Here is a 19,808-nt window from a genome sequence, read left to right as displayed (position 1 = left end):
ATTCTCTACAAATCCTATAGACAATCACTACTAAGATAGCGCCGAGCTTACGAGGCTGTTTCGAGAAACATCTTTCCCCTGCCGTGCTCAGCGGCGAATTTTTTGAGCGCGTTCAGCGTGGGGGCCGCCAAGGCGCCGTAATCGGTGACCGACAGCGAGCCGGCGAGCACGGCGAGCTCGGCCGCCTCCTCGGTGCAGCGCCCCGAGCACAGCCCGAGGAGGAACCCGCCATTGAAAGTGTCGCCGGCCCCGGTGGTGTCCTTCACCACCACTTCGGGGGCCGCGACCTTGATCCAGCGGCCGCGGTCGCTGACCAGCGCGCCGGCGGCGCCACGCTTGATGGCGACGATCGGCACCAGTTCGGCAAGCTGCGCCGCGGCTTTCGCCGGATGGTGCATGCCGGTCAGCGCCATGGCTTCGCCCTCATTGGGCGAGAACACATCGAGCAGGCTCAGGAACTCGCGCACTCCGGGGGTTTCGAGGGTGAAATCGCCGCCGCGGCAATCAGCGAAGAGCTTTGCTCCGCGCTCCTTGGCAGCGCGCATAAAAGCCAGCCATTCCGGCTCGAAGCGGAAGGTCTGCAGCAGCCAGGTGGGGCGGACCTTATCGAGCGTACCGGCAGGCGGCGGTACGATGGCGCCATCGCCATAGGTGAGGAAGCCGCGATCGCCGCCGGACGAGAACACCGAGGTGACGCGGCGCAGCGGCTGGTCGAGGCGGTTGAACAGCGACGGGCTCAGCCCGTCGCGCGCCGCCTGCTCCAGCACTAGGCCGCTGAACAGGTCGGAGCCGAAGTCCACGGCCCAGTGGGTATCGAGCCCGAGCCGGGTCAGCGCCAGGGCGATGTTGTAGGTGCCGCCGGGCAATACGGCGAGGTCACTCGCCACCAGCTCCGCGCCGAGCCTCGGCACGCCGGGCAGGCCGGCGAAGATCAGGTCGCAATAGTATTCGCCGGTCAACAGCACATCGGCGGAGCGCATCACAACCACTCCCCGACATGGGCCGCGTGCGCGGCGAGGAATTTCTCAACCAGCGGCTCGGCCCGCGAGTAGGACAGCACCAGCGGGTGCGCCACCAGCGCTTCCACGGCGAGGGCGCGGCTCCGTTCAGCCACGGCTTGCACAGTGAGCCGCTCATAGTGCTTCACCGAGTTCACCAGGTAGCCCTGCGCATCGGGCATGGCGCCGATCGGCTGCGGCCGGATGCCGTGGTGATCGACCACGCAACTGACCTCGACCACGTCGCTGTCGCGCAAGCCCGCGATGGCGCCCTCATTGGGGACGTTGAGCCCGGTGCGGATCGGCGTGCCGCCCTGCAGCGCTTCGATCAGGTCGAGCGCCACTCCGGCATAGCCTTCACCATCATGGCTTTGCGCCACCGCAGCGACCGGCTCGGCGTCGTCATGGGTATGCTGCATGTAGGTTGCACTGCGCTCGCGCTCGTAGGCGAAATAGACATCGAGCGCCTGCCCCGGGTCGGCTAGCAGCTCGGCTTGGCGCAAGCGTGGCAACAGCCGCTGGTTGAGGGCGCGGATCTCTTCACCACGGGTCGGGCCGGCGGCGCCGGCCGCCACCGCCTCGTCGGCGTAGTAATAGTAATAGAGGTATTCGTTGAGCCACACACCGTGGCGGCGCACCACATGGGGCGCGAACACCCGCTGCACCGTGCCGGCGAGGAAACGGTCATCAGCCAGCGCGTCCGGCAACACGTCGCGCCCGGCCACTTCGGCGCGGCGGGTGAAGGACAGGTGGTTGAGGCCGAACACCTCGGCCCGCACCGAGCGCTCGGGCAGCCGCAACCATCTGGCGACGGCGGTCTGCGCGCCATTGGCGCTGTCGCAGATGCCGACGCTGCGGCTGTAGCCCGAGTCGCGCAGCGCCTGGGTGACGAGCCCGGCCGGATTGGTGAAATTGAACAGCCAGGCCTCAGGACTGACCCGGGCCAGCGTCTCGGCATAGCTCAGGATTGTGGGGATGCTGCGCAGCGCCATGGCGAAGCCGGCGGCCCCGGTGGTCTCCTGCCCGAGCACGCCATGCGACAGCGCGATGCGCTCGTCGGCAATGCGGCCATCGATGCCGCCGGGGCGCACCGTGGTCACCACATAACTGGCGCCGGCAAAGGCAGTTTCGGCATCGGTGGTGGTGGAAATGGTCACAGCTCCGCCAGCGCGCCGCGCCAGCTCAGTGGCGAGAGCGCCGATCAGCTCTAGCTGCGCTGCGTCGACATCCATCAGGCAGATTTCGGTGAGGCCGGTCCGCGCGGCGCGGCGCAATGCCGAGTCGACGAACAGTGGGGCGCGTAGCCCTCCCCCTCCGACAACGACCAGTTTCACCCTGACGTCCCCCGTTCAGCGCAACTGATCATATCCAGTCATAATAGGTAGGCAAGATGGAATCGTACGGCTAAGTTTCGTCGGCGGGCGCGGCGCCCGCTTCCAAAGCGCAATCAGTTCGGTTACCCCAAAGCCATGGCCAACGGCGTGACGCGCGACGATCCCCTACCGCTCTACAAGCAGGTGAAGGAACGCCTGCTGCGGGCGCTCGATGACGGCACCATTCCGCCCCGCGCCAAGCTCGCCTCGGAACGCGAGCTGGTGGAGCTCTACGGCGTCAGCCGCATCACCATCCGGCAGGCGATGACCGAGTTGGTGCTCGAGGGGCACCTGCGCAGCCATCCGGGCAAGGGGTTCTACCCAACCGGCCGCCCCAAGGGGGTGTACGAGCTCGAACTGCTGCGCAGCTTCACCGCCACGGCCGTGGCGCATGGCCGCCGGCCGGGCAGCCGGCTGCTGATAGCGGCGCAGGTCAGCGCTCCAGAGCAGGTGGCGCGGGCGCTGCAACTGGCGGCGGGTGAACAGGTGATCTCGCTGCGCCGCCTGCGCCTGATCGACGACCAGCCGGTGGCCATCGCGCATGACTGGATGCCTGCCGCGATCGTGCCGGACATTCTCGAACTCGATTGGACCGTGCCGAACAGCTCGCTCTACGCCGAGCTCGCCGGACGCTACGGGCTGCTGCCGCAACGCGGCCATACCATTCTTTCGGCCCGGCTGGCCGATGCCGAGGAGAGCCAGCTGCTGGAGCTGCCACCGCCGGCGGCGGTGCTGGGGGTCGAGCAGATGGCGTTCGACGTCAACGAGCGCCCGCTCAACCTGACGCTCTCGACGCATCACCCGACGCGCTATCCGTTGCGGCTGGACCAGGATTCGCGGAATAGTCGCGCGCGGTAGGTCGGGCTAGCGGCCCCTCGCGGAACGTGCAGTCGGCGGCCCTCTCCCGCTTGCGGGGAGGGGGGACCAGCCGAAATGCTGGTGGGAGGGGGGTGCCGCAAACGCCGGCCCTGCCCCAGCCGCTCACCGTCAGTGCGTGGGGCACCCCCTCCCACCACGCTTTCGCGTGGTTCCCCCTCCCCCGCAAGCGGGAGAGGGCCGCCGACTGCCAGTTTCAGCGCAACATTGATCGCAGTGCTGGCGCGCAACAAGCGGCCGGATACGACCGCATACCAGCACTGAATTCAGGTGCGAGGGGTTCCGCCAGGTTGGCGGAACCCCATTGTCGTCAGTAGTCGAACTGCTTGGCCAGCGTGAGCTTGAAGGTGCGGCCCTTCGAGCGGTCCATCGACAGGTTCTCGCGGTAGTCGGCGTTGAACAGGTTGTCGATGCCGAAGGTCGCTTCCATGCCCTCGAACTGGCCGCTCTGCGGCTTCCAGGTGGCGAACACGTCCACCGTGGCCCAGCCTTCCGGCATCGGCGTCGGCGGAACGGTGGTGGCCGCGGTGAGCGGGTTGGCGGCCAGCGTCAGACGGGTGCCGTATTCGAGGTCGAGATCCTGGGCGCGGCCGCCGACGGTCAGCACCAGCTTGTCCTGCGGGATCGATTGCACGTCGTCGCCGGCATAGATGTGTGGCACGCGGGTGGGATTGGAGGAGATCATATCCTCGGTATAGACGCCCCGGGTGAAGGTGTAGGCGAGGCGGGCGAACATCACGTCGCTGTCATAAGAGCCTTCAAGTTCGAGCCCCCAGATGCGCATGCCGGCGATGTTGATGAAGTACGGAGCGTTGGCCTGGATCGGGTTGGAGGCGATGCCGTCTGTAATGGTGTTGTGGAACGCCGTGGCTTTGAAGGCGACGCTGTCGCCGCCGGTGAAGATGTCGTCCGCCTGGGTGGCGAGGCCGAGTTCGAAGTTGTCCGAGTATTCCTTGGTCAGGTTTGGGTTCATCGTACGCGTGCCCTGGTACTGGAACATTTCGTCCAGCGTCGGCATGCGTTCGGTGTGCGCGGCGGAACCGAAGACACTGAAATTCTCGTTGAACTTGTAGAGCGCAGCGAGCTTGGGCGAGATGGCGACATCCTCGCTGGGGCTGGCGCCGACGACGGTCTCGCTGGGGGTGAGGGTCGAGAAATCGGCGCGGGCGCCGGCAATCACGGTCAGCGTATCGTTAATGGTGTGCTCGCTCTGGGCGAACACGCCGATGCTCGACGAGGTGCCTTCCGGATGGGTGGTGATCAGATCGCCAACGAGTGGATCGGCGACGCGGTTCTGGTGGCTCGCCTGAACGCCATAGGTGAGGAAGTTCTCCCAGCCCGCGCCGGCAAAGGTCGAGGTGTTCTCGACGTTGAGCTGGGTGGTCTGGTAGCCGTAATCGGCGACAAAAATGCTGCTCGGCACCGGTGAGGTCGGATTCTCCTGGCTCACTGCGGTGTTGGAGTAGGACAGCTGGACCTTGAGGTCGAGCATGTCGTTGCCCGAGGCTTCGTTCTCGTAGCTGATAATCGCCGTCTGGTCGTCGACGGTGCGGTCGATCAGGCCGAAATTCGTCGGCTCGGTGATCGGGATGGTGCCGGTCTGAGCATAATCCTGCTTGTCGGCGTCGCTGTTCCAGCGCTGGTAGGACAAGCGGACGACCTGATCGGCATCGAGATGGATGGTGCCCTTAACAAGGCCGGACCAGGCGGCAAACTCAGAGCCTGGCAATTCGCTGCCATTGGCGAGGTCGACGATATCAGAGCGTCGGAAGTTGCCGGCGGCCAGCACCTCGAAGGTCTCGTTGATGCGATGCGCCAGGATGCCAGAGACAAGCGTCCCGTTGCCGTTCGAGGTGTAGGAACCCTTGAGGCGCACGGCGCCGGTCTTGCCGTCCTTGATGAAATCGGAGGCGTCCTTGGTGGTGAAGTTGATGACGCCGCCGAAGGCGCCGGAGCCATAGAGCGTCGATGACGCCGGGCCGCGCAGCACTTCGGCTGCCTTGTAGAGCTCGGGATCGGAGAAGAACGAGCCCATGCGGTACTGTTCGTAGAATTTCCGCGCGCCGTCGACGGTGAGGATGATGCGTGCCTCGTCGCCGGAGGTCTCGGCGGCGCCGATGCCGCGGATGTTGAAGCTCTCGCCGAGCACGCGCTCGGAACCGATCATGGTGACGCCCGGGACGTCGTCGAGAATCTCGCCGATGGTGCCGGCCTGCTTCTGGTCGATATCGGCCTGGTCGACCACGGTTACCGCCTGCGGCGTATCGATCGCCACCTTGGCCTTGCCGGCGCCGACGACGATGCGTTCAAGCAACGTGACGAACTGCGAGTTGGTCCCGCCAGACTGCGCCATGGCAGCCCCTGCCCCAAAGCTCGCCCCCAGCGCGACGCCGCCAAGCAAGATCGCGGCGTTACGTGCCACCAGCCCCATTTCCTTCTCCAATCAATGACGGACGCCCGGCGGCTGCCGGCGTCGGGAACATGCACTGGCTGGCAGATGCTGGCTGGCACGGCAGAGCGGGCAAAAATATGACTCCGTCACTCCACTATTGCGTGGCTTATAAATCCTGATATTGACTGTCAAGATTTAAGTGACAGGCGCGGCGAAACGAAGCCGGCGCCACAGAGCAGTGAAAGAGGACGCCGCATCTTGCCCGAAGCCCGCCAGAAGATCTTGCCCGAAGAAATCCGCCGCCTGCGTGCGCTGCACCCCGAGATGCGGGAGCGCGATTTCGCGCGGATCCAGAAAATCTCCGAGGCGGAGCTGGTGGCGGCTTTCGTCGGCGCCGGCAGCGTGCGGCTGCGCCCCGATGTCGAGGCGTTCCTCGCCGCCGCACCGGCGCTGGGCGAGGTGATGTGCCTGACGCGCAACGAGCACGCCGTGCACGAAAAGATCGGGGTATTCGAGAAGACCCGCTTCGGCCAGCACGCCTCGATCGTCCTGGGCGAAGAGATCGACCTGCGCATCTTCCCGACGCACTGGGCCTCGGCCTACGCCGTCGAAAAGTCGGACAAGGAAGGTGCGGTACGGCGCTCGCTGCAGTTCTTCGACGCGGCGGGCACCGCAGTGCACAAGGTGCATTGCCGGCCCGCGACAAACCTCGACGCCTATCAGGCACTGGTCGAGACCCTCAGGGCAGACGAACAGCTGCAGACGCTCGAGATCCGGGAACTCGACGACAGCGAAGTGAACACCGCCGCGGCCCAGGCCAGCGCCGCGCAACTGCGCGAGGCGTGGCAGGGGCTGACCGACACGCACCAGTTTTTCCCGATGCTCAAGCGGCTCAACCTGTCGCGGCACCAGGCGCTGAAGACTATCGATCGCGACTATGCCTGGCCGCTGGCCGCCAACGCTGCCAGCGCCATGCTGGAGCGCGCGGCGGGCAGCGGGCTGCCGATCATGGCGTTCGTCGGCAGCCGCGGCTGCATCCAGATCCACTCAGGCCCGATCCAAAAGGTGCAGGCTATGGGTCCGTGGATCAACGTCATGGACGAGACCTTCCACCTCCATCTCAGGGCCGACCAGATCCAGGAGGTATGGGCGGTGCGCAAACCCACCGCCGATGGGCACGTCACCTCGATCGAGGCGTTCGGCGCCGACAACAAGCTCATCATCCAGTTCTTCGGCCAGCGCCAGGAAGGGGTGGATGAACGCGCCGCCTGGCGCACGCTGATCGAAGGCCTGCCCCAGCTCGACCAATCCACTGCAGCCTAAGGGTTCCCCATGCGCCTCCCCCGCTTTCTGCTGACCCTCGCCGCGCTCGGTGGGCTTGCCGGCCCCACCCTGGCCGCTGAAATCACGCCGTTCGCCGACCCGTCTCGGGTGGCGGTGATCGGCGGCTCGCTGCTCGAAATCGTCTACGCGCTGGGCGAGGAAGGCAAAGTGGTGGCCCGCGATACCACCGGTATCTTCCCGCCCGAGGCGATGGCGCTGCCGGATGTCGGCTATATGCGGGCCCTGTCGCCGGAAGGCGTACTGTCGGTGAACCCGTCGGCGCTGTTGGTGGTGGATGGCAGCGGGCCGCCGGAGGCGCTGGACGTGCTCTCCAAGGGCTCGATCCCCTATGTGACGGTGCCGGAGGACTTCAGCCACCAGGGCATCCTCACCAAGGTGCGCGCGGTCGGCGAGGCGCTCGGGGTCACCGACAAGGCCGAGGCGCTGGCGACGACGCTCGATGCCGAGCTGAAGGCAGCGGAAGCGGCGACGAGCGCGATCCCCGATGCCGAACGCAAGCGCGTGCTGTTCGTGATCTCGGTGCAGGAGGGCAAGATCCGCGCTGCCGGCTCGGGCACGGCGGCCAACGGCATCATCACGCTGGCCGGTGGCATCAATCCGCTGGCCGAAATGCACGGCTACCAGACGCTGAGCGATGAGGCGCTGATCACCGCCAACCCCGACTATGTGGTGATGATGCAGAATTCCGGCGCCGGAGACTTTTCCGCCGACCTCGCGGCCAATCCGGCGCTCGCGGCGTCGCCGGCACTGCAGCAGGGACGCCTGTTGAAGGTGGACGGGGCCTTCATGCTGGGCTTCGGGCCACGTACGCCCAAGGCGATCCTGACGCTGGCGCACGAGCTTTACGGCGACCGGGTGCCACAGCCTTGACCACCACCGCAATGACGGCTGAACTCGCCGGTCCGGTCGCTGGGGACCGGACGCGGTTGGCCCAGCTGACGCTGGTCGGGCTGGTGCTGCTGCTGGTTGCGGCGGCAGCGCTGGCGCTGCTGACCGGCGCCTCGGACGCCTCGCTGCCGCGGCTGCTATCGGCCTATATGGCCGGAGCCACCGACGATCCGCTGGTGCTGCGCGACCAACTGGTGTTCCTCGATATCCGGCTGCCCAGGCTGCTGCTGGGCATCCTGATCGGCGCTGGCCTCGCTGTCTCCGGCGTGGTGATGCAGGGGTTGTTCCGCAACCCGCTGGCCGACCCGGGGCTGGTGGGCGTTTCGTCCGGCGCGAGCCTTGGCGCGGTGGTGATGATCGTCCTGGGCGGGACGGCGCTGGCGCCGCTGACGGCGATCCTCGGCATTTACAACCTGCAGATCTCGGCCTTCGTTACGGGCCTCGTCACCACCCTGATCCTCTACCAGGTGGCAACGCGCGGCACGCAGACGCAAATCGCCACCATGCTGCTCGCCGGCATCGCCATCGCGGCACTGGCCAATGCGGTGATGGGGGTGATGGTGTTCCTTGCCAGCGACTCGCAGCTGCGCGACTTCACCTTCTGGAGCATGGGCTCGCTCGCCGGTTCGAACTGGCAGAAGGTTCAGGCGTCGGGACCGATCATCCTCATTGCGGTGCTCTGCTGCATGCTGCTGACGCGCGGGCTCAACGCCCTGACGCTGGGCGAAGTGACAGCGATGCACCTGGGCATCCCGGTGCAGCGGCTCAAACGCATCGCCATCGTCGCGGTGGCGGCAGCCACCGGAGCGGCCGTGGCGGTCAGCGGCGGCATCGGCTTTATCGGCATCATCGTGCCGCACCTGTTGCGGCTGGTGATCGGGCCGGACCACAAGTACCTGCTGCCGGCCTCGGCGCTGCTCGGCGCCGCCTTCCTCCTCGTCGCCGACGCGGTGGCGCGTACCATCGTCGCGCCGGCGGAGCTGCCGATCGGTATCGTCACGGCGGCGGTGGGCGGGCCGTTTTTCCTGTGGATCCTGCTGCGGCGGCGGGAGCTGGCATGGTGAGCCCGGTGCTGGAAGTTCGTGGCGTTTCCGTCGCCATCGAACGGAAGCCGATCGTCGAAGGCGTCAGCGTCACGGCGCGCGCCGGCGAAGTGCTGGCAATCATCGGACCGAACGGCTCGGGCAAGACCACGCTGATGAAGGCGCTGAGCGGCGAGCTCGAACACCTGGGCGGTATCGCGCTGAACGGCCAGCCCCTGCGTACACTGCCGCCACGGGCGGCGGCGACGATGCGGGCGGTGATGCCGCAAGCCTCGGTGCTGAGCTTCCCGTTCACGGTGCGTGAAGTGGTGCGGCTGGGGCTGTCGGCGGGGCTCGGCGTGCTGCCGGCGCAACGCGAGGCGGTGGTCGAAGCGGCGCTGCGGCGAGTCGACCTCGCGGGGTTCGGCGGCCGGATGTACCAGAGCCTCTCCGGCGGCGAGCAGCAGCGGGTACAACTGGCGCGGGTGCTGTGCCAGGTGTGGCAGCCGGTATTCGAGGGGTTGCCACGCCTGTTGCTGCTGGATGAACCGGTCTCGAGCCTCGACATCAAGCACCAGTTGCTGGTGATGGAGATCGCGCGGGGCTTTGCGGCAGCCGGCGGCGCGGTGGTCGCTATCCTCCATGACCTCAACCTCGCGGCGCTCTATGCCGACCAGGTGCTGGTGATGTCCGAAGGCCGGCGCGCCGCGTGTGGCGCACCGGCCGAGGTGCTGGATATCGCGCTGGTGCGCGAGGTGTTCGGTTGCGAACTCGCCACGCTGCAGCTCTCCAACGGCACGCCGCTCTTCGCCCCTCAGGTGGCGATGCGGCTCGCCGCGGAGTAGCGGTTCAGCCGAGGAAGAAGCGCTCGAGCTCCGGCGCGACGACTTCGGGAGCAGCGTTGTGGGTTTGGCCCTCGAGGCTGCGGTGCTCGGCACTGGGCAGCAGGCCGGCAACCGAACGAGCCGAGTTGCGGATCCATTCGGGGCTGGCGCCACCATCCATCACCAGCACCGGGATGCTGACGCCATCCCAGGCGCCTGATGCGAGCGGCTTGCCCGACATCCTGTCGCCCAGGACCGCAACGTCATAGGCGAGGGTGTGCGCCAGGGCTTCGAGCCCCGGCCAGGCCGGCGCCGATCGCATCTGGGCGATGGCCGCAGCGGGCGTGCCGACCACCTCGACGAGGAAATACTCGACTGCATCGCCGCGGCGGTTGGCGGCGATGAGCTCGTCGATGTGAGCCGCAAAGTCAGCCGGCGGTGCCGGGCGACTGCCATCGGTGATGAAGGGCGGCTCGTAGAGCGAGAGCTTTGTCACCTTGCCCGTGAGCTTTGCCGTGGCTTCGAGCGACAACACCGCGCCCGACGAGTGGCCGTGAATGAATGCCGTGCCGCCCAGCGCCTCGATGATGGCGTCGATATCCTCGATCTCGCGCTCCACCGCGTAGGGTGGCGTGTCGCCGCTCTTGCCCCTGCCCCGCCGATCAAAGGTGACCGTGGTGAAGCGCGGGGCGAGGAGCTTCGCCAGCGGGGCCGCGCCCGAGCCGTCGCTCAGCGCGCCGCCGACCAGAATGAGGGCTGGGCCCTGGCCCGAGCGGCTGATGGCGATACGGGTCCCGTCTTTCGAAGTGACCTCTGATGTTGCCTCGTTCGCTTCCAACTTCGCCTCCTCTGCCAACGACCCGATAGAGAGGGTTGAGGCCATGACACCCGCAAGCCCCGTCGTGACGAACATGCGTCTATTCAGCGAATATCCAGTCATGCGACCACTCCGCCTTGGTTCCCCCCGGTAACGGGTCGGTCCGCCGAGGGTTCCACACTGGAGGAGCCGGGGCCTCGGCTAGGCCCCGCTGGCGAGGGACAGTTCGCGGGTGCGGTCGACGGCGATGTAGCGCTGGATCTGCGCGACGATCTGGCTGGCATGCTCGGCTGCCAGGCGGTCGCAGAGCTCGGCGTCTTCGGCTTCGATCGCCGCGACGAGGGCATCGTGCTCGTCGACATATTTGCGCGGCAGGTGGTCGTTGAAGCTCTTGTAGTAGTAGAGCCTGAGGATGCGGCGTCCCTCATCGAGCAGGCGGGTGAACAGCCCGGTGAAATAGGGATTGCCGCCGGCTTCGGCGATGGTGGCGTGGAAGTTGCGGTTGTGGCCGATCATCCCGAGCACGTCGCCTTCGCGCACCGCCCGAGCGTAAGCCGCCTGGTGGACGCGCATGACCTCGAGATGGGCGCGGGTGCGGGCGCCGGCGGCGAGCCTGGTGGTCACCCGATACATTAGGGTCAGCGCCTCGAAATACACCGGCAGGGCGCCGAAATCGATCGGCGCAACGATGGTGTTGCGGTTGGGCAGCTGGCTCACCAGCCCTTCGGCAGCCAACCGCACCAGCGCCTCGCGGACCGGGGTGCGGGACATGCCGAAGGTTTCGGCGAGCGAGACCTCGTCGAGCGGCGCGCCCGGTTCCAGCGACAGATCGAGGATCGAGGCCTTCAGCTGCTCATAGACCTTCTGGACGCCCGAGCCTTTGACGCGCGGCGCAAACCCGGCCGTCTCGCGTGCGGATCCACTCATCATCCGGCTCCTGTTCGCTCCCAATTGACGAAATGTTAACGCGGCTGCATTGTGCCGACAAGGTGCATGCAAGGATGCATCTGAGGACAAGGGAGACGGAACGACATGCGTAATGTCATGAAAACCGCAGCAGGCCTCGCACTCGCCATCGTGCTCGGCGTACCAGCGATGGCGCAGGATACGCTGACCATCGGCATCATGGTCCCCACCACCGGATCGGAAGCCACCTACGGGCAGGACATGGCCAATGCCGTGAACCTCGCGATCGGCGAGATCAACGCAGCGGGCGGCGTATTGGGCAAGCAGCTGACCTCGACCATCGGCGACGACGGCTGCGACGCGCAGCTGGCGGTCAATGCCGCGAGCAAGCTGGCGGCCTCCGGCGTGGTCGGCGTCGTGGGCGGCTACTGCTCGGGCGCCACGGTGCCGACGCTCAAGATCTACGGCGACGCCAAGATCCCGCTGATCATTCCGGCGGCCAACTCGACCAAGCTGATCCCGGAGAACCCGGGCAACGCCTTCATGATCAACTCGACCGGCAATGACCAGGTGGCCAAGGCGATCGAGTACTTCAACGCCAAGGGCATCAAGAAGATCGCCATCATCAACCAGGGCGATGCCTATTCGCAGGACCTGGCTGACCTGACCAAGAAGAACTGGGAAGCGGCCGGCAACACGGTCACCAACTTCGAAGTCACCAACAAGGGCGAGCAGGACTATTCGGCGGTGGTCACCGCGATCACGGCTGCCAGCCCCGACGCGGTGTTCTGGACCGCCTATTATGCCGATGGTGGCCTGTTGATCCGCCAGCTGCGCGAGCGCGGCTACCAGGGGCTGATCGCGGTGGGCGATGGCTCCAACTCGCCGGAACTGTTCAAGATCGCCGGCCCGGCGGCCGAAGGCGTGATCGCCTTCTCCAACCCGACGGCCGAGTTCCTGCCGGAAGCCAAGGCGTTCGCCGAGGCCTACCAGAAGCAGTTCGGCGCCGCGCCGGGCCCCTACTCGACGCTCAGCTACGACGCGATGAAGCTGCTCGCCTGGGCCCTCAACACCGCCGGCACCACCGACTCGGCCAAGGTGATCGAGACGCTGCAGGGCGCCAACTTCACCGAGACCATCTCGGGCCCGATCTCGTTCACCCCCGAAAAGACCCTCGCGCGCTCCAACTTCGTGGTGCTCGAAGGCAAGGGCGGCGCCTGGACGCTGGCGCAGTAACCACCTGACCCAATCGCGGATCGGCGCTCCGGTGCCGGTCCGCTCAGGGCGAGACTGACCCAAGGGCGAGGTGGCGGGTGAGCATCTTCGACATCTTCACGAACCAGTTGCTGAACGGCATCGTGCTCGGTTCGTTTTATGCGCTGGTGGCGCTCGGCTACACCATGGTGTTCGGCGTGGTGAAGCTCTTAAACTTCGCCCATGGCGAGCTCTACATGGTGGGCGGCTTTGCCGGCTTCCTGGTGCTGTCGTTCCTCGCGCCCTATCTCGGGCCCGGCTGGCTGGGCGTCGCGGTGTCGCTGGTGCTGGCGATGATCGCCGTCGGTTTTCTCGGCGTGGTCATCGAGCGCGTCGCCTACGCGCCGATGCTGTCGGCGCCGCGCCTCTCCATCCTGATCACGGCGCTCGCGGTGTCGCTGGTGCTGCAGAACGGCATGCTGACGCTGACCAAGGGGCAGTATGTGCCCTTCGGCGCGGCGCTCGGCTTCGGCGGGGTGAAGCTCGGCAACCTGTTCATCAGCTACAACCAGATGATCCTTGTCGGCGTCGCCGCCGCGCTGATGCTGGCGCTCGAGCTGTTCGTGTCGCGCACCCAGTATGGCCGCGCCATGCGCGCCGTATCGGTCGACAAGGACATGGCCCGGCTGATGGGCATCAACGTCAATGCGGTGATCGCCATCACCTTCTTCCTCGGCTCGGCGCTCGCAGCAGCGGCCGGCTCGATGGCCGGCGCCTATTACGGGTCGCTGTGGTACTTCATGGGCTTTCTGATCGGGCTCAAGGCGTTCACCGCCGCGGTGATCGGCGGCATCGGCTCGATCCCCGGCGCCATGCTGGGCGGGCTGATCCTCGGCTTGCTCGAGAGTTTCGGCACACAGCTGCCGGGGGTGGGGAGCGAGTGGAAGGACGTGTTCTCGTTCTCCGTCCTCATCCTCGTTTTGGTGTTCAAACCGACCGGGCTGTTGGGCAAGCCCGAGCAGGAGCGCATGTGATGGCGCAATTCCCGGAACGACCAAGTGCCTGGGGCGGGTTGGCAACGCTGCTCGATACGCCACAGAAGCGCTATGCGGCGATCGCCGTCATCCTCGTCGCCATGGCCGTGGCGCCCTACATCTTCGGCTCCTATGGCACGGTGATCCTCACCAATGCGCTGCTCTATGTGCTGTTGGCGCTGGGGCTCAACATCGTCGTCGGCTATGCTGGCCTGCTCGACCTCGGCTTTGCGGCGTTCTTCGCCGTCGGCGCCTATACGGTGGGCATCACCACGCTGCATTTCGGGCTCAACTTCTGGCTGGCGCTGCCGCTGGCCGTCCTCCTCGCCATCGTCGCCGGCATCGTGATCGGGGCCCCGACCCTCAGGCTCCGCTCCGATTATCTCGCCATCGTCACGCTGGGCTTCGGCGAGATCGTGCGGATCACGGCGCGGAACCTGCGTGAAACCGGCGGCGCCAGCGGGCTGATCGGCATCGACTCGCCGTGGCTGTTCGGCTGGCACATCCGCACGCCGCTCGATTTCTACTATGTGTTCTGCGCACTCGCGATCCTCGGCGTCATCGCCTCGGTGCGGCTCGCCAACTCGCGGCTCGGGCGCGCCTGGCTCTATGTCCGGCACGACGAAGACGCAGCCGAGGCGATGGGCATCAACCGGGTGAAGGTGAAGCTCGCCGCCTATGTGGTCGGCGCCATCTACGGCTCGATCGGCGGAGCGTTCTTTGCCGCCAATCTCGGGGCGATCTCGCCCGAAAGCTTCTCGTTCCGGCAATCGGTGCTGATCCTGATGGCGGTGATCCTGGGCGGCATGGGCAAGATCCCGGGCGTCATCCTCGGCGCCTTCATCGTCATCCTCGCGCCCGAACTGCTGCGCGACTTCGGCGATCTCAGGCTGCTGATCTTCGCGGTGGGCCTGCTGCTGATCATGCTGTTCCGGCCAAGCGGCATCTGGCCGGCGAGGAGCAAGCGATGAGCCTCCTCGACCTCAAGGGTGTCAGCCTCAGCTTTGCCGGATCGAAGGTGCTCGACGCAGTCGATTTCAGTGTGCCCGCCGGCCGGATCGTCAGCCTGATCGGGCCGAACGGGGCGGGCAAGACCTCGCTGTTCAACTGCATCACCGGCTTCTACAAGCCGCAGCAGGGCTCGATCCGGCTCGACGGCACCGAGATGCTGAAGCTGAAGCCGCATCAGGTGACGCAGCTCGGCATCGCCCGCACCTTCCAGAACGTACGGCTGTTCCGTGAGATGACGGTGCTCGAAAACGTTATGTCGGGCCAGCACAGCCGGACCCGTGCCGGGGTGATCGATGCGATCCTGCGGCTGCCCTCGCAGCGTCGCGAGGAAGTCGAAATCCGGCGGATCGCCGAGGAGTGCCTGAGCTTTGTCGGCATCACCGAGGGCTGGGAGCGTGAGGCGACCACCCTGCCCTATGGCTGGCAGCGCCGCGTCGAGATCGCGCGGGCCCTGGCGACGACACCGCGGCTGTTGCTGCTCGATGAGCCGGCCGCGGGGCTGACCTCGGGCGAGAAGGAAGAGCTGATCGAGCTCATTCGCCGCATCCGCAACGAGCGGGATATCTGCATCCTCCTGATCGAACACGATACCGGGCTGGTGATGCGCCTCTCCGAGCGGGTCAGCGTGCTCGACCACGGCGTGATGATCGCCGAGGGCACGCCCAAGGAGATCCAATCCAACCAGCGGGTGATCGAGGCCTATCTCGGTGTCGAGGAGGACGCACTTGACCTCTGATGTGATGCTCAAGCTCGAAGGCATTGCCAGCGCCTATGGCAAGATCGATGCGGTGAAAGGCATCGACCTCGAGGTGAAGCGCGGACAGATCGTAACCCTCTTGGGCGCCAACGGCGCCGGCAAGACCACGACGCTCAAGACCATCTCGGGTCTCGTCCGCGCCAAGGCCGGCCGGGTGCTGTTCGAAGGCAACGACATTACCGGCATGCCAGCGCACCAGGTCGCGCGGGCCGGCGTGGTGCATGTGCCCGAGGGGCGGCACGTGCTGCGCGGCCTCAGCGTGCGCGAGAACCTCGAGCTCGGCGCCTTCACGGTCAAGGACGCGACGCTCAGGAAAGACCGGCTCGAACAGGTGTTCGCGCAATTCCCGATCCTCAGGACGCGCGCCAACTCCGATGGCTCACTCCTATCGGGCGGTGAGCAGCAGATGCTGGCCATCGGCCGGGCGCTGATGCATGGCCCCAAGATCCTGCTGCTCGACGAGCCGTCGATGGGCCTGGCGCCCAAGCTGGTGCTCGAGACGATGCGGATCGTGAAGCGGCTCAACGAAGCGGGCACCACCATCCTCCTCGTCGAACAGAATGCCCGGCTGGCGCTGCGGCTCGCCCATTATGGCTATGTGCTGGAGAGCGGCGTCATCCGACTCGAAGGCGAAGCCAAGAAACTCAGTGCCGATCCCTCGATCGTCCAGGCCTATCTCGGCAGCTGAATGCACCTCCCAAGCAACTCCACAGTAAGCCCAAAGGCCACCTGACTTGACCACGACGACCAGCATCGACGTCGCCATTATCGGCGCCGGCATTATCGGCGTTTCCACCGCCTTCAAGCTGCAGGAAGCGGGGCGGACAGCCGTGCTGATCGACCGCAAGGGCATTGCCGAGGAGACCAGCCGCGGCAATGCCGGGGCGTTCGCTTTTTCGGATGTGATCCCGATGGCGACCTCGGGCGTCCTCGGCAAGCTGCCGCGCTGGCTGAGCGATCCGCTGGGCCCGTTAACCATCCGGCCAGAGTACCTGCCGCAGATTACACCCTGGCTGCTGCGCTTCTGGCGCGCCGGCTGGCCCGACAAGGTGGCGGCAAGCCTCAAGGCGCAGAGCGCCATGATGCGGGTTGCCCGATCCGAACTGGAGGCGCTCGTCGCCAGCGCCGGCCTCGACGGCATGATCCGCCGCGACGGGGTGCTCGAACTCTACGAGAGCGAAGACGAACTCAAAAAGACAGCGCGGGACGACGCGGCCAAATCCGCCGAAGGCATCGAGTTCCACCATGTGCGGGGGGCCGAACTGGCCGACCTGCAACCCGGACTGTCGCCGCGCATCACCTGCGCCACTTTCATTCCGAAGTGGCAGACGGTCAGCGACCCCTATGACTACGCGGTTGCGGTGGGCCAGGCGGCCATGGCGCGCGGCGCCAGCTTCCGCCAGGCCGAGGTGGTGCAGCTCCGCCCCGAGGGCGATGGCGTGGTCATCCAGCTCAGTGACGGCAGCACACTACGCGCCCGGCAGGCCGTGGTGGCGGGTGGCGCCTGGTCGAAGCGGCTGACGGCGCCTCTCGGTGACGACATTCCGCTCGAAACCGAGCGCGGCTACAACACGACGCTCCCTGGCTATAGTTTTGACCTCAAGCGCCAGCTGGTGTTCGGCGGACACGGCTTCGTCGTTACGCCGCTCGCCAGTGGCATCCGCGTCGGTGGTGCGGTCGAACTGGGCGGCCTGAAGCTCGCGCCCAATTTCAAGCGCGCCGACGCCATGCTGACGAAGGCGGCAACCTTCATGCCCGGTCTTGTGACCACCGGCGGCAAGCAGTGGATGGGGTTTCGCCCGTCGCTGCCCGACAGCCTGCCGGCGATTGGCTTCTCGCGCCAATCGCGCAACATCGTCTATGCCTTCGGGCACGGCCATCTCGGCCTGACACAATCGGCCGGCACCGGCAAGCTGGTGGCGGAACTCCTCACCGGCGCCACGCCGTCTCTCGACCTCACGCCCTTTTCTCCGCAACGCTTCTAGAACGAGCCTTTCCATGTCCCGGCATATCTTCACCTGCATCGATGGTCACACCTGCGGCAACCCGGTCCGCCTCGTCGCCGGCGGCGGCCCGCTGCTCAAGGGCAACACGATGATGGAGCGGCGCGCCGATTTCCTCGCCAATCACGATTGGATCCGCAAAGGGCTGATGTTCGAGCCGCGCGGCCACGACGTGATGTCGGGCTCGATCCTCTACCCCCCGACCCGCGAGGATTGCGACATCGCGATCCTGTTCATCGAGACCTCGGGCTGTCTCTATATGTGCGGCCACGGCACCATCGGCACGGTGACCATGGCGATCGAAAACGGGCTGATGACGCCGAAGACGCCGGGGGTGGTGAACCTCGATGTGCCGGCCGGCAAGGTGGTGGCCGAGTACACCATGGATGGCGAGTATGTGGACAAGGTCCGTATCACCAACGTGCCGAGCTTCCTCCACTCCACCGACCTCGAGATCGATGCGCCGGGGCTGGGTAAGCTCAAGGTCGACGTGGCCTATGGCGGCAATTTCTACTGCATCGTCGACGCCCAGGAGAATTTCTCCGACATCGCCGACGTCTCGGTGGGCGACCTGCTGCGCTGGAGCCCGGCGCTGCGCACGGCGATGAACGAGCGCTATGAGTTCATCCATCCCGAGAACGAGAACATTCGCGGCTGCACCCACATCCTGTGGACCGGCAAGCCGACCAATGCCGCCAACACCGCCCGCAACGCCGTGTTCTACGGCGACAAGGCGATCGACCGCTCGCCCTGCGGCACCGGCACCTCGGCGCGCATGGCGCAGTGGTATGGCCGCGGCAAGCTCAAGGTCGGCGATGCCTTCAACCACGAGTCGATCATCGGCTCGGTATTCAACGGCCGGGTCGAGCGCGCGGTGAAGGTGGGCAACTATGACGGGATCGTCCCCTCGATCGCCGGCTGGGCCCGCCAGACCGGCCTCAACGCCATCTATATCGACGACCGCGACCCCTTCGCCCACGGCTTCTCACTGGTGTGAGCGATGGCGCTTTTGCTCGCCCCAGCCACGGAGTCATTCCCGCGAAAGCGGGAACCTCTGTTTCACGATCGTGCCACGCAAACGGAGATTCCCGCTTTCGCGGGAATGACCCGGTGAACCGAGCAGCCTCTCGTCAGGAACTCCACACATGAAAATCACCGCTATCAAGGTCTACCAGGTCGATCTGCCGCTGCGCGAAGGCCGCTACAACTGGAGCGGCGGCAACTTCATGGAGGTGTTCGACTCGACCGTGGTGGCGGTCGAGACCGATGCGGGGATTACCGGCTATGCCGAATGCTGCCCTCTCGGCTCGGCGTACCTCCCCTCTTACGCCAAGGGGGTGCGGGCGGGCATCGCGGAGATCGGCCCCAAGCTGATCGGGCATGACCCGACCGACCTGTGGCCGCTCAACCATCACATGGATGCGGTGCTGCGCGGCCACCCCTATGTGAAGGCGCCGATCGACATCGCCTGCTGGGACATTCTGGGGAAGGTTGCGGGGCTGCCGGTCTATAAGCTGTTGGGCGGGGCCGAGCAGGAAAGAATCGCGCTCTACCGGGCGATCAGCCAGGAAGACTCGGCGGTCATGGCCGAGAAGATCGCCGGCTATCGCGCCGAGGGCTACACCAAGTTCCAGCTCAAGGTCGGCGGCGATGCCAATGACGACATCCGGCGCGTCCGGGCCTGTCGCGAAATCCTCGCCGAGACCGACATCCTCGTCGCCGATGCCAATACCGGCTGGACCATGGCCGACGCGGCGCGGGTGGTGAACGCCGTCCGTGATCTCGATGTCTATATCGAGCAGCCCTGCATGAGCTACGAAGAGAGCGTCTCGATCCGCCGCCGCACCAGCCTGCCCTTCGTCCTCGACGAGAATATCGGCACGGTCGGTGATCTGGTGAAGGGGATTTCCGAAGACGCCTTCGACGTCATCAACCTGAAGATCAGCAAGGTCGGCGGCCTCACCAAGGCGCGGCAGATGCGCGACCTCTGCGTCGCCTCGGGCATCCCGATGACCATCGAGGACACCTGGGGCGGCGACATCGTCACCGCCACCATCGCGCATCTCGCCCGCTCGACGCCGCAGAAATTCTGCTTCACCGCGACCGACTTCAACTCCTACGTCACCGTGTCGATCGCCGATGGAGCGCCGAAGCGGGTGAACGGGTTCATGACGGCGAGCGATGCGCCCGGGCTGGGGATCGAGCCTAAGTGGGACGTGCTCGGGCAAGCTGTGCAGGTGATTGCGTGACCCTCAGTCGGGACACGCACCGGCCTCTCCGTGATCCTCCCCCGCGTGGCGGGGGAGGGGGACCGCCGAAGGCGGTGGAGGGGGGAGCCCAAGCCGGCGAGTCTTGCCGACCCCCTCACC

18 protein-coding genes are annotated in these 19,808 nt (G+C 66.2%); 13 read left to right on the top strand and 5 right to left on the bottom strand.

Features of this window, described 5'->3' with window-relative positions; all coding sequences use genetic code 11:
- Positions 1-47: 47 nt before the first annotated feature.
- Together ASC89_RS08590 and ASC89_RS08585 are read right to left on the bottom strand one after the other, a co-directional pair.
- A complete protein-coding gene (locus tag ASC89_RS08590) occupies positions 48-980 on the bottom strand; it encodes a carbohydrate kinase family protein (RefSeq protein WP_055996793.1) in 933 nt (310 codons plus the stop codon).
- The gene (locus ASC89_RS08585) at positions 980-2,332 is read right to left on the bottom strand and encodes a 6-phospho-beta-glucosidase (protein WP_055996790.1); all 1,353 of its coding nucleotides are present in this window, start codon (positions 2,330-2,332) and stop codon (positions 980-982) included. Before ASC89_RS08585 ends, ASC89_RS08590 begins: the two co-directional genes overlap by 1 nt.
- Before the next feature lie 135 nt (positions 2,333-2,467).
- Between ASC89_RS08585 and ASC89_RS08580 the strand changes: the two genes are divergently transcribed.
- On the top strand, positions 2,468-3,229 hold the full coding sequence (locus tag ASC89_RS08580; protein ID WP_055996787.1) for a GntR family transcriptional regulator: 762 nt from the start codon (positions 2,468-2,470) through the stop codon (positions 3,227-3,229).
- A 328-nt stretch (positions 3,230-3,557) separates the two neighbouring features.
- Here ASC89_RS08580 and ASC89_RS08575 read toward each other — a convergent pair whose 3' ends face one another.
- Positions 3,558-5,669, bottom strand: a complete 2,112-nt coding sequence (locus tag ASC89_RS08575; RefSeq protein ID WP_200940430.1) for a TonB-dependent receptor domain-containing protein — start codon at positions 5,667-5,669, stop codon at positions 3,558-3,560.
- Between the two features lie 228 nt (positions 5,670-5,897).
- On the opposite strand from ASC89_RS08575, the gene ASC89_RS08570 reads away from it, so the two are divergent.
- From ASC89_RS08570 to ASC89_RS08555, 4 genes are read left to right on the top strand one after another with little or no spacing between them, the layout of a single operon-like run.
- Positions 5,898-6,962, top strand: coding sequence for a hemin-degrading factor (locus ASC89_RS08570; RefSeq protein ID WP_055996781.1), 1,065 nt, complete (start codon positions 5,898-5,900; stop codon positions 6,960-6,962).
- Positions 6,963-6,971: 9 nt separating this feature from the next.
- Positions 6,972-7,853 (top strand): hemin ABC transporter substrate-binding protein, encoded by an 882-nt coding sequence (locus tag ASC89_RS08565; RefSeq protein WP_055996778.1) that lies wholly within the window; start codon positions 6,972-6,974, stop codon positions 7,851-7,853.
- 11 nt (positions 7,854-7,864) lie between these two features.
- Entirely contained in the window at positions 7,865-8,935 is a 1,071-nt protein-coding gene (locus ASC89_RS08560; RefSeq protein ID WP_055996775.1) for an iron ABC transporter permease, read from the top strand.
- Positions 8,936-8,940: 5 nt separating this feature from the next.
- A complete protein-coding gene (locus ASC89_RS08555; protein ID WP_082533320.1) occupies positions 8,941-9,738 on the top strand; it encodes a heme ABC transporter ATP-binding protein in 798 nt (265 codons plus the stop codon).
- Between the two features lie 4 nt (positions 9,739-9,742).
- Here the strand turns inward: ASC89_RS08555 and ASC89_RS08550 are convergent, their stop codons facing one another.
- A complete protein-coding gene (locus ASC89_RS08550; protein ID WP_055996769.1) occupies positions 9,743-10,555 on the bottom strand; it encodes an alpha/beta fold hydrolase in 813 nt (270 codons plus the stop codon).
- A gap of 180 nt (positions 10,556-10,735) precedes the next feature.
- Positions 10,736-11,461 carry a GntR family transcriptional regulator gene (locus ASC89_RS08545; RefSeq protein ID WP_055997934.1) on the bottom strand — a complete coding sequence of 242 codons (726 nt, stop codon included), beginning with the start codon at positions 11,459-11,461 and terminating at the stop codon, positions 10,736-10,738.
- Positions 11,462-11,578: 117 nt separating this feature from the next.
- Here ASC89_RS08545 and ASC89_RS08540 point away from each other — a divergent pair, with 117 nt between their 5' ends.
- The 8 genes from ASC89_RS08540 (at position 11,579) to ASC89_RS08505 (ending at position 19,688) form a co-directional block, all read left to right on the top strand.
- Entirely contained in the window at positions 11,579-12,676 is a 1,098-nt protein-coding gene (locus tag ASC89_RS08540; RefSeq protein ID WP_200940429.1) for a branched-chain amino acid ABC transporter substrate-binding protein, read from the top strand.
- A 77-nt stretch (positions 12,677-12,753) separates the two neighbouring features.
- Positions 12,754-13,668: a branched-chain amino acid ABC transporter permease gene (locus ASC89_RS08535; RefSeq protein ID WP_055884637.1), complete on the top strand. Its 915-nt coding sequence runs from the start codon at positions 12,754-12,756 to the stop codon at positions 13,666-13,668.
- Entirely contained in the window at positions 13,668-14,639 is a 972-nt protein-coding gene (locus ASC89_RS08530; protein WP_055884634.1) for a branched-chain amino acid ABC transporter permease, read from the top strand. Before ASC89_RS08535 ends, ASC89_RS08530 begins: the two co-directional genes overlap by 1 nt.
- On the top strand, positions 14,636-15,415 hold the full coding sequence (locus tag ASC89_RS08525) for an ABC transporter ATP-binding protein (protein WP_055996761.1): 780 nt from the start codon (positions 14,636-14,638) through the stop codon (positions 15,413-15,415). The genes ASC89_RS08530 and ASC89_RS08525 overlap by 4 nt, the downstream gene beginning before the upstream one ends.
- A 4-nt stretch (positions 15,416-15,419) precedes the next feature.
- Complete coding sequence (locus tag ASC89_RS08520) at positions 15,420-16,124, top strand: ABC transporter ATP-binding protein (protein WP_156384589.1); 705 nt, start codon at positions 15,420-15,422, stop codon at positions 16,122-16,124.
- A gap of 46 nt (positions 16,125-16,170) precedes the next feature.
- Positions 16,171-17,421, top strand: a complete 1,251-nt coding sequence (locus tag ASC89_RS08515; protein ID WP_055996755.1) for an FAD-binding oxidoreductase — start codon at positions 16,171-16,173, stop codon at positions 17,419-17,421.
- Positions 17,422-17,434: 13 nt separating this feature from the next.
- Entirely contained in the window at positions 17,435-18,436 is a 1,002-nt protein-coding gene (locus ASC89_RS08510; protein WP_055996752.1) for a 4-hydroxyproline epimerase, read from the top strand.
- 148 nt (positions 18,437-18,584) lie between these two features.
- A complete protein-coding gene (locus ASC89_RS08505) occupies positions 18,585-19,688 on the top strand; it encodes a cis-3-hydroxy-L-proline dehydratase (protein WP_055996749.1) in 1,104 nt (367 codons plus the stop codon).
- Positions 19,689-19,808: the final 120 nt, after the last annotated feature.

This window comes from Devosia sp. Root413D1 (assembly GCF_001425235.1).
Classification (GTDB): domain Bacteria; phylum Pseudomonadota; class Alphaproteobacteria; order Rhizobiales; family Devosiaceae; genus Devosia_A.
This window is presented reverse-complemented; position numbering and strand designations above follow the sequence as displayed.

Coding starts and splice junctions, on each gene's coding strand:
- ASC89_RS08545 (WP_055997934.1), bottom strand. CDS start 11,461: ATGAGTGGATCCGCACGCGAGACGGCCGGGTTTGCGCCGCGCGTCAAA.
- ASC89_RS08560 (WP_055996775.1), top strand. CDS start 7,865: ATGACGGCTGAACTCGCCGGTCCGGTCGCTGGGGACCGGACGCGGTTG.
- ASC89_RS08520 (WP_156384589.1), top strand. CDS start 15,420: ATGCTCAAGCTCGAAGGCATTGCCAGCGCCTATGGCAAGATCGATGCG.
- ASC89_RS08510 (WP_055996752.1), top strand. CDS start 17,435: ATGTCCCGGCATATCTTCACCTGCATCGATGGTCACACCTGCGGCAAC.
- ASC89_RS08530 (WP_055884634.1), top strand. CDS start 13,668: ATGGCGCAATTCCCGGAACGACCAAGTGCCTGGGGCGGGTTGGCAACG.
- ASC89_RS08580 (WP_055996787.1), top strand. CDS start 2,468: ATGGCCAACGGCGTGACGCGCGACGATCCCCTACCGCTCTACAAGCAG.
- ASC89_RS08525 (WP_055996761.1), top strand. CDS start 14,636: ATGAGCCTCCTCGACCTCAAGGGTGTCAGCCTCAGCTTTGCCGGATCG.
- ASC89_RS08505 (WP_055996749.1), top strand. CDS start 18,585: ATGAAAATCACCGCTATCAAGGTCTACCAGGTCGATCTGCCGCTGCGC.
- ASC89_RS08590 (WP_055996793.1), bottom strand. CDS start 980: ATGCGCTCCGCCGATGTGCTGTTGACCGGCGAATACTATTGCGACCTG.
- ASC89_RS08540 (WP_200940429.1), top strand. CDS start 11,579: ATGAAAACCGCAGCAGGCCTCGCACTCGCCATCGTGCTCGGCGTACCA.
- ASC89_RS08565 (WP_055996778.1), top strand. CDS start 6,972: ATGCGCCTCCCCCGCTTTCTGCTGACCCTCGCCGCGCTCGGTGGGCTT.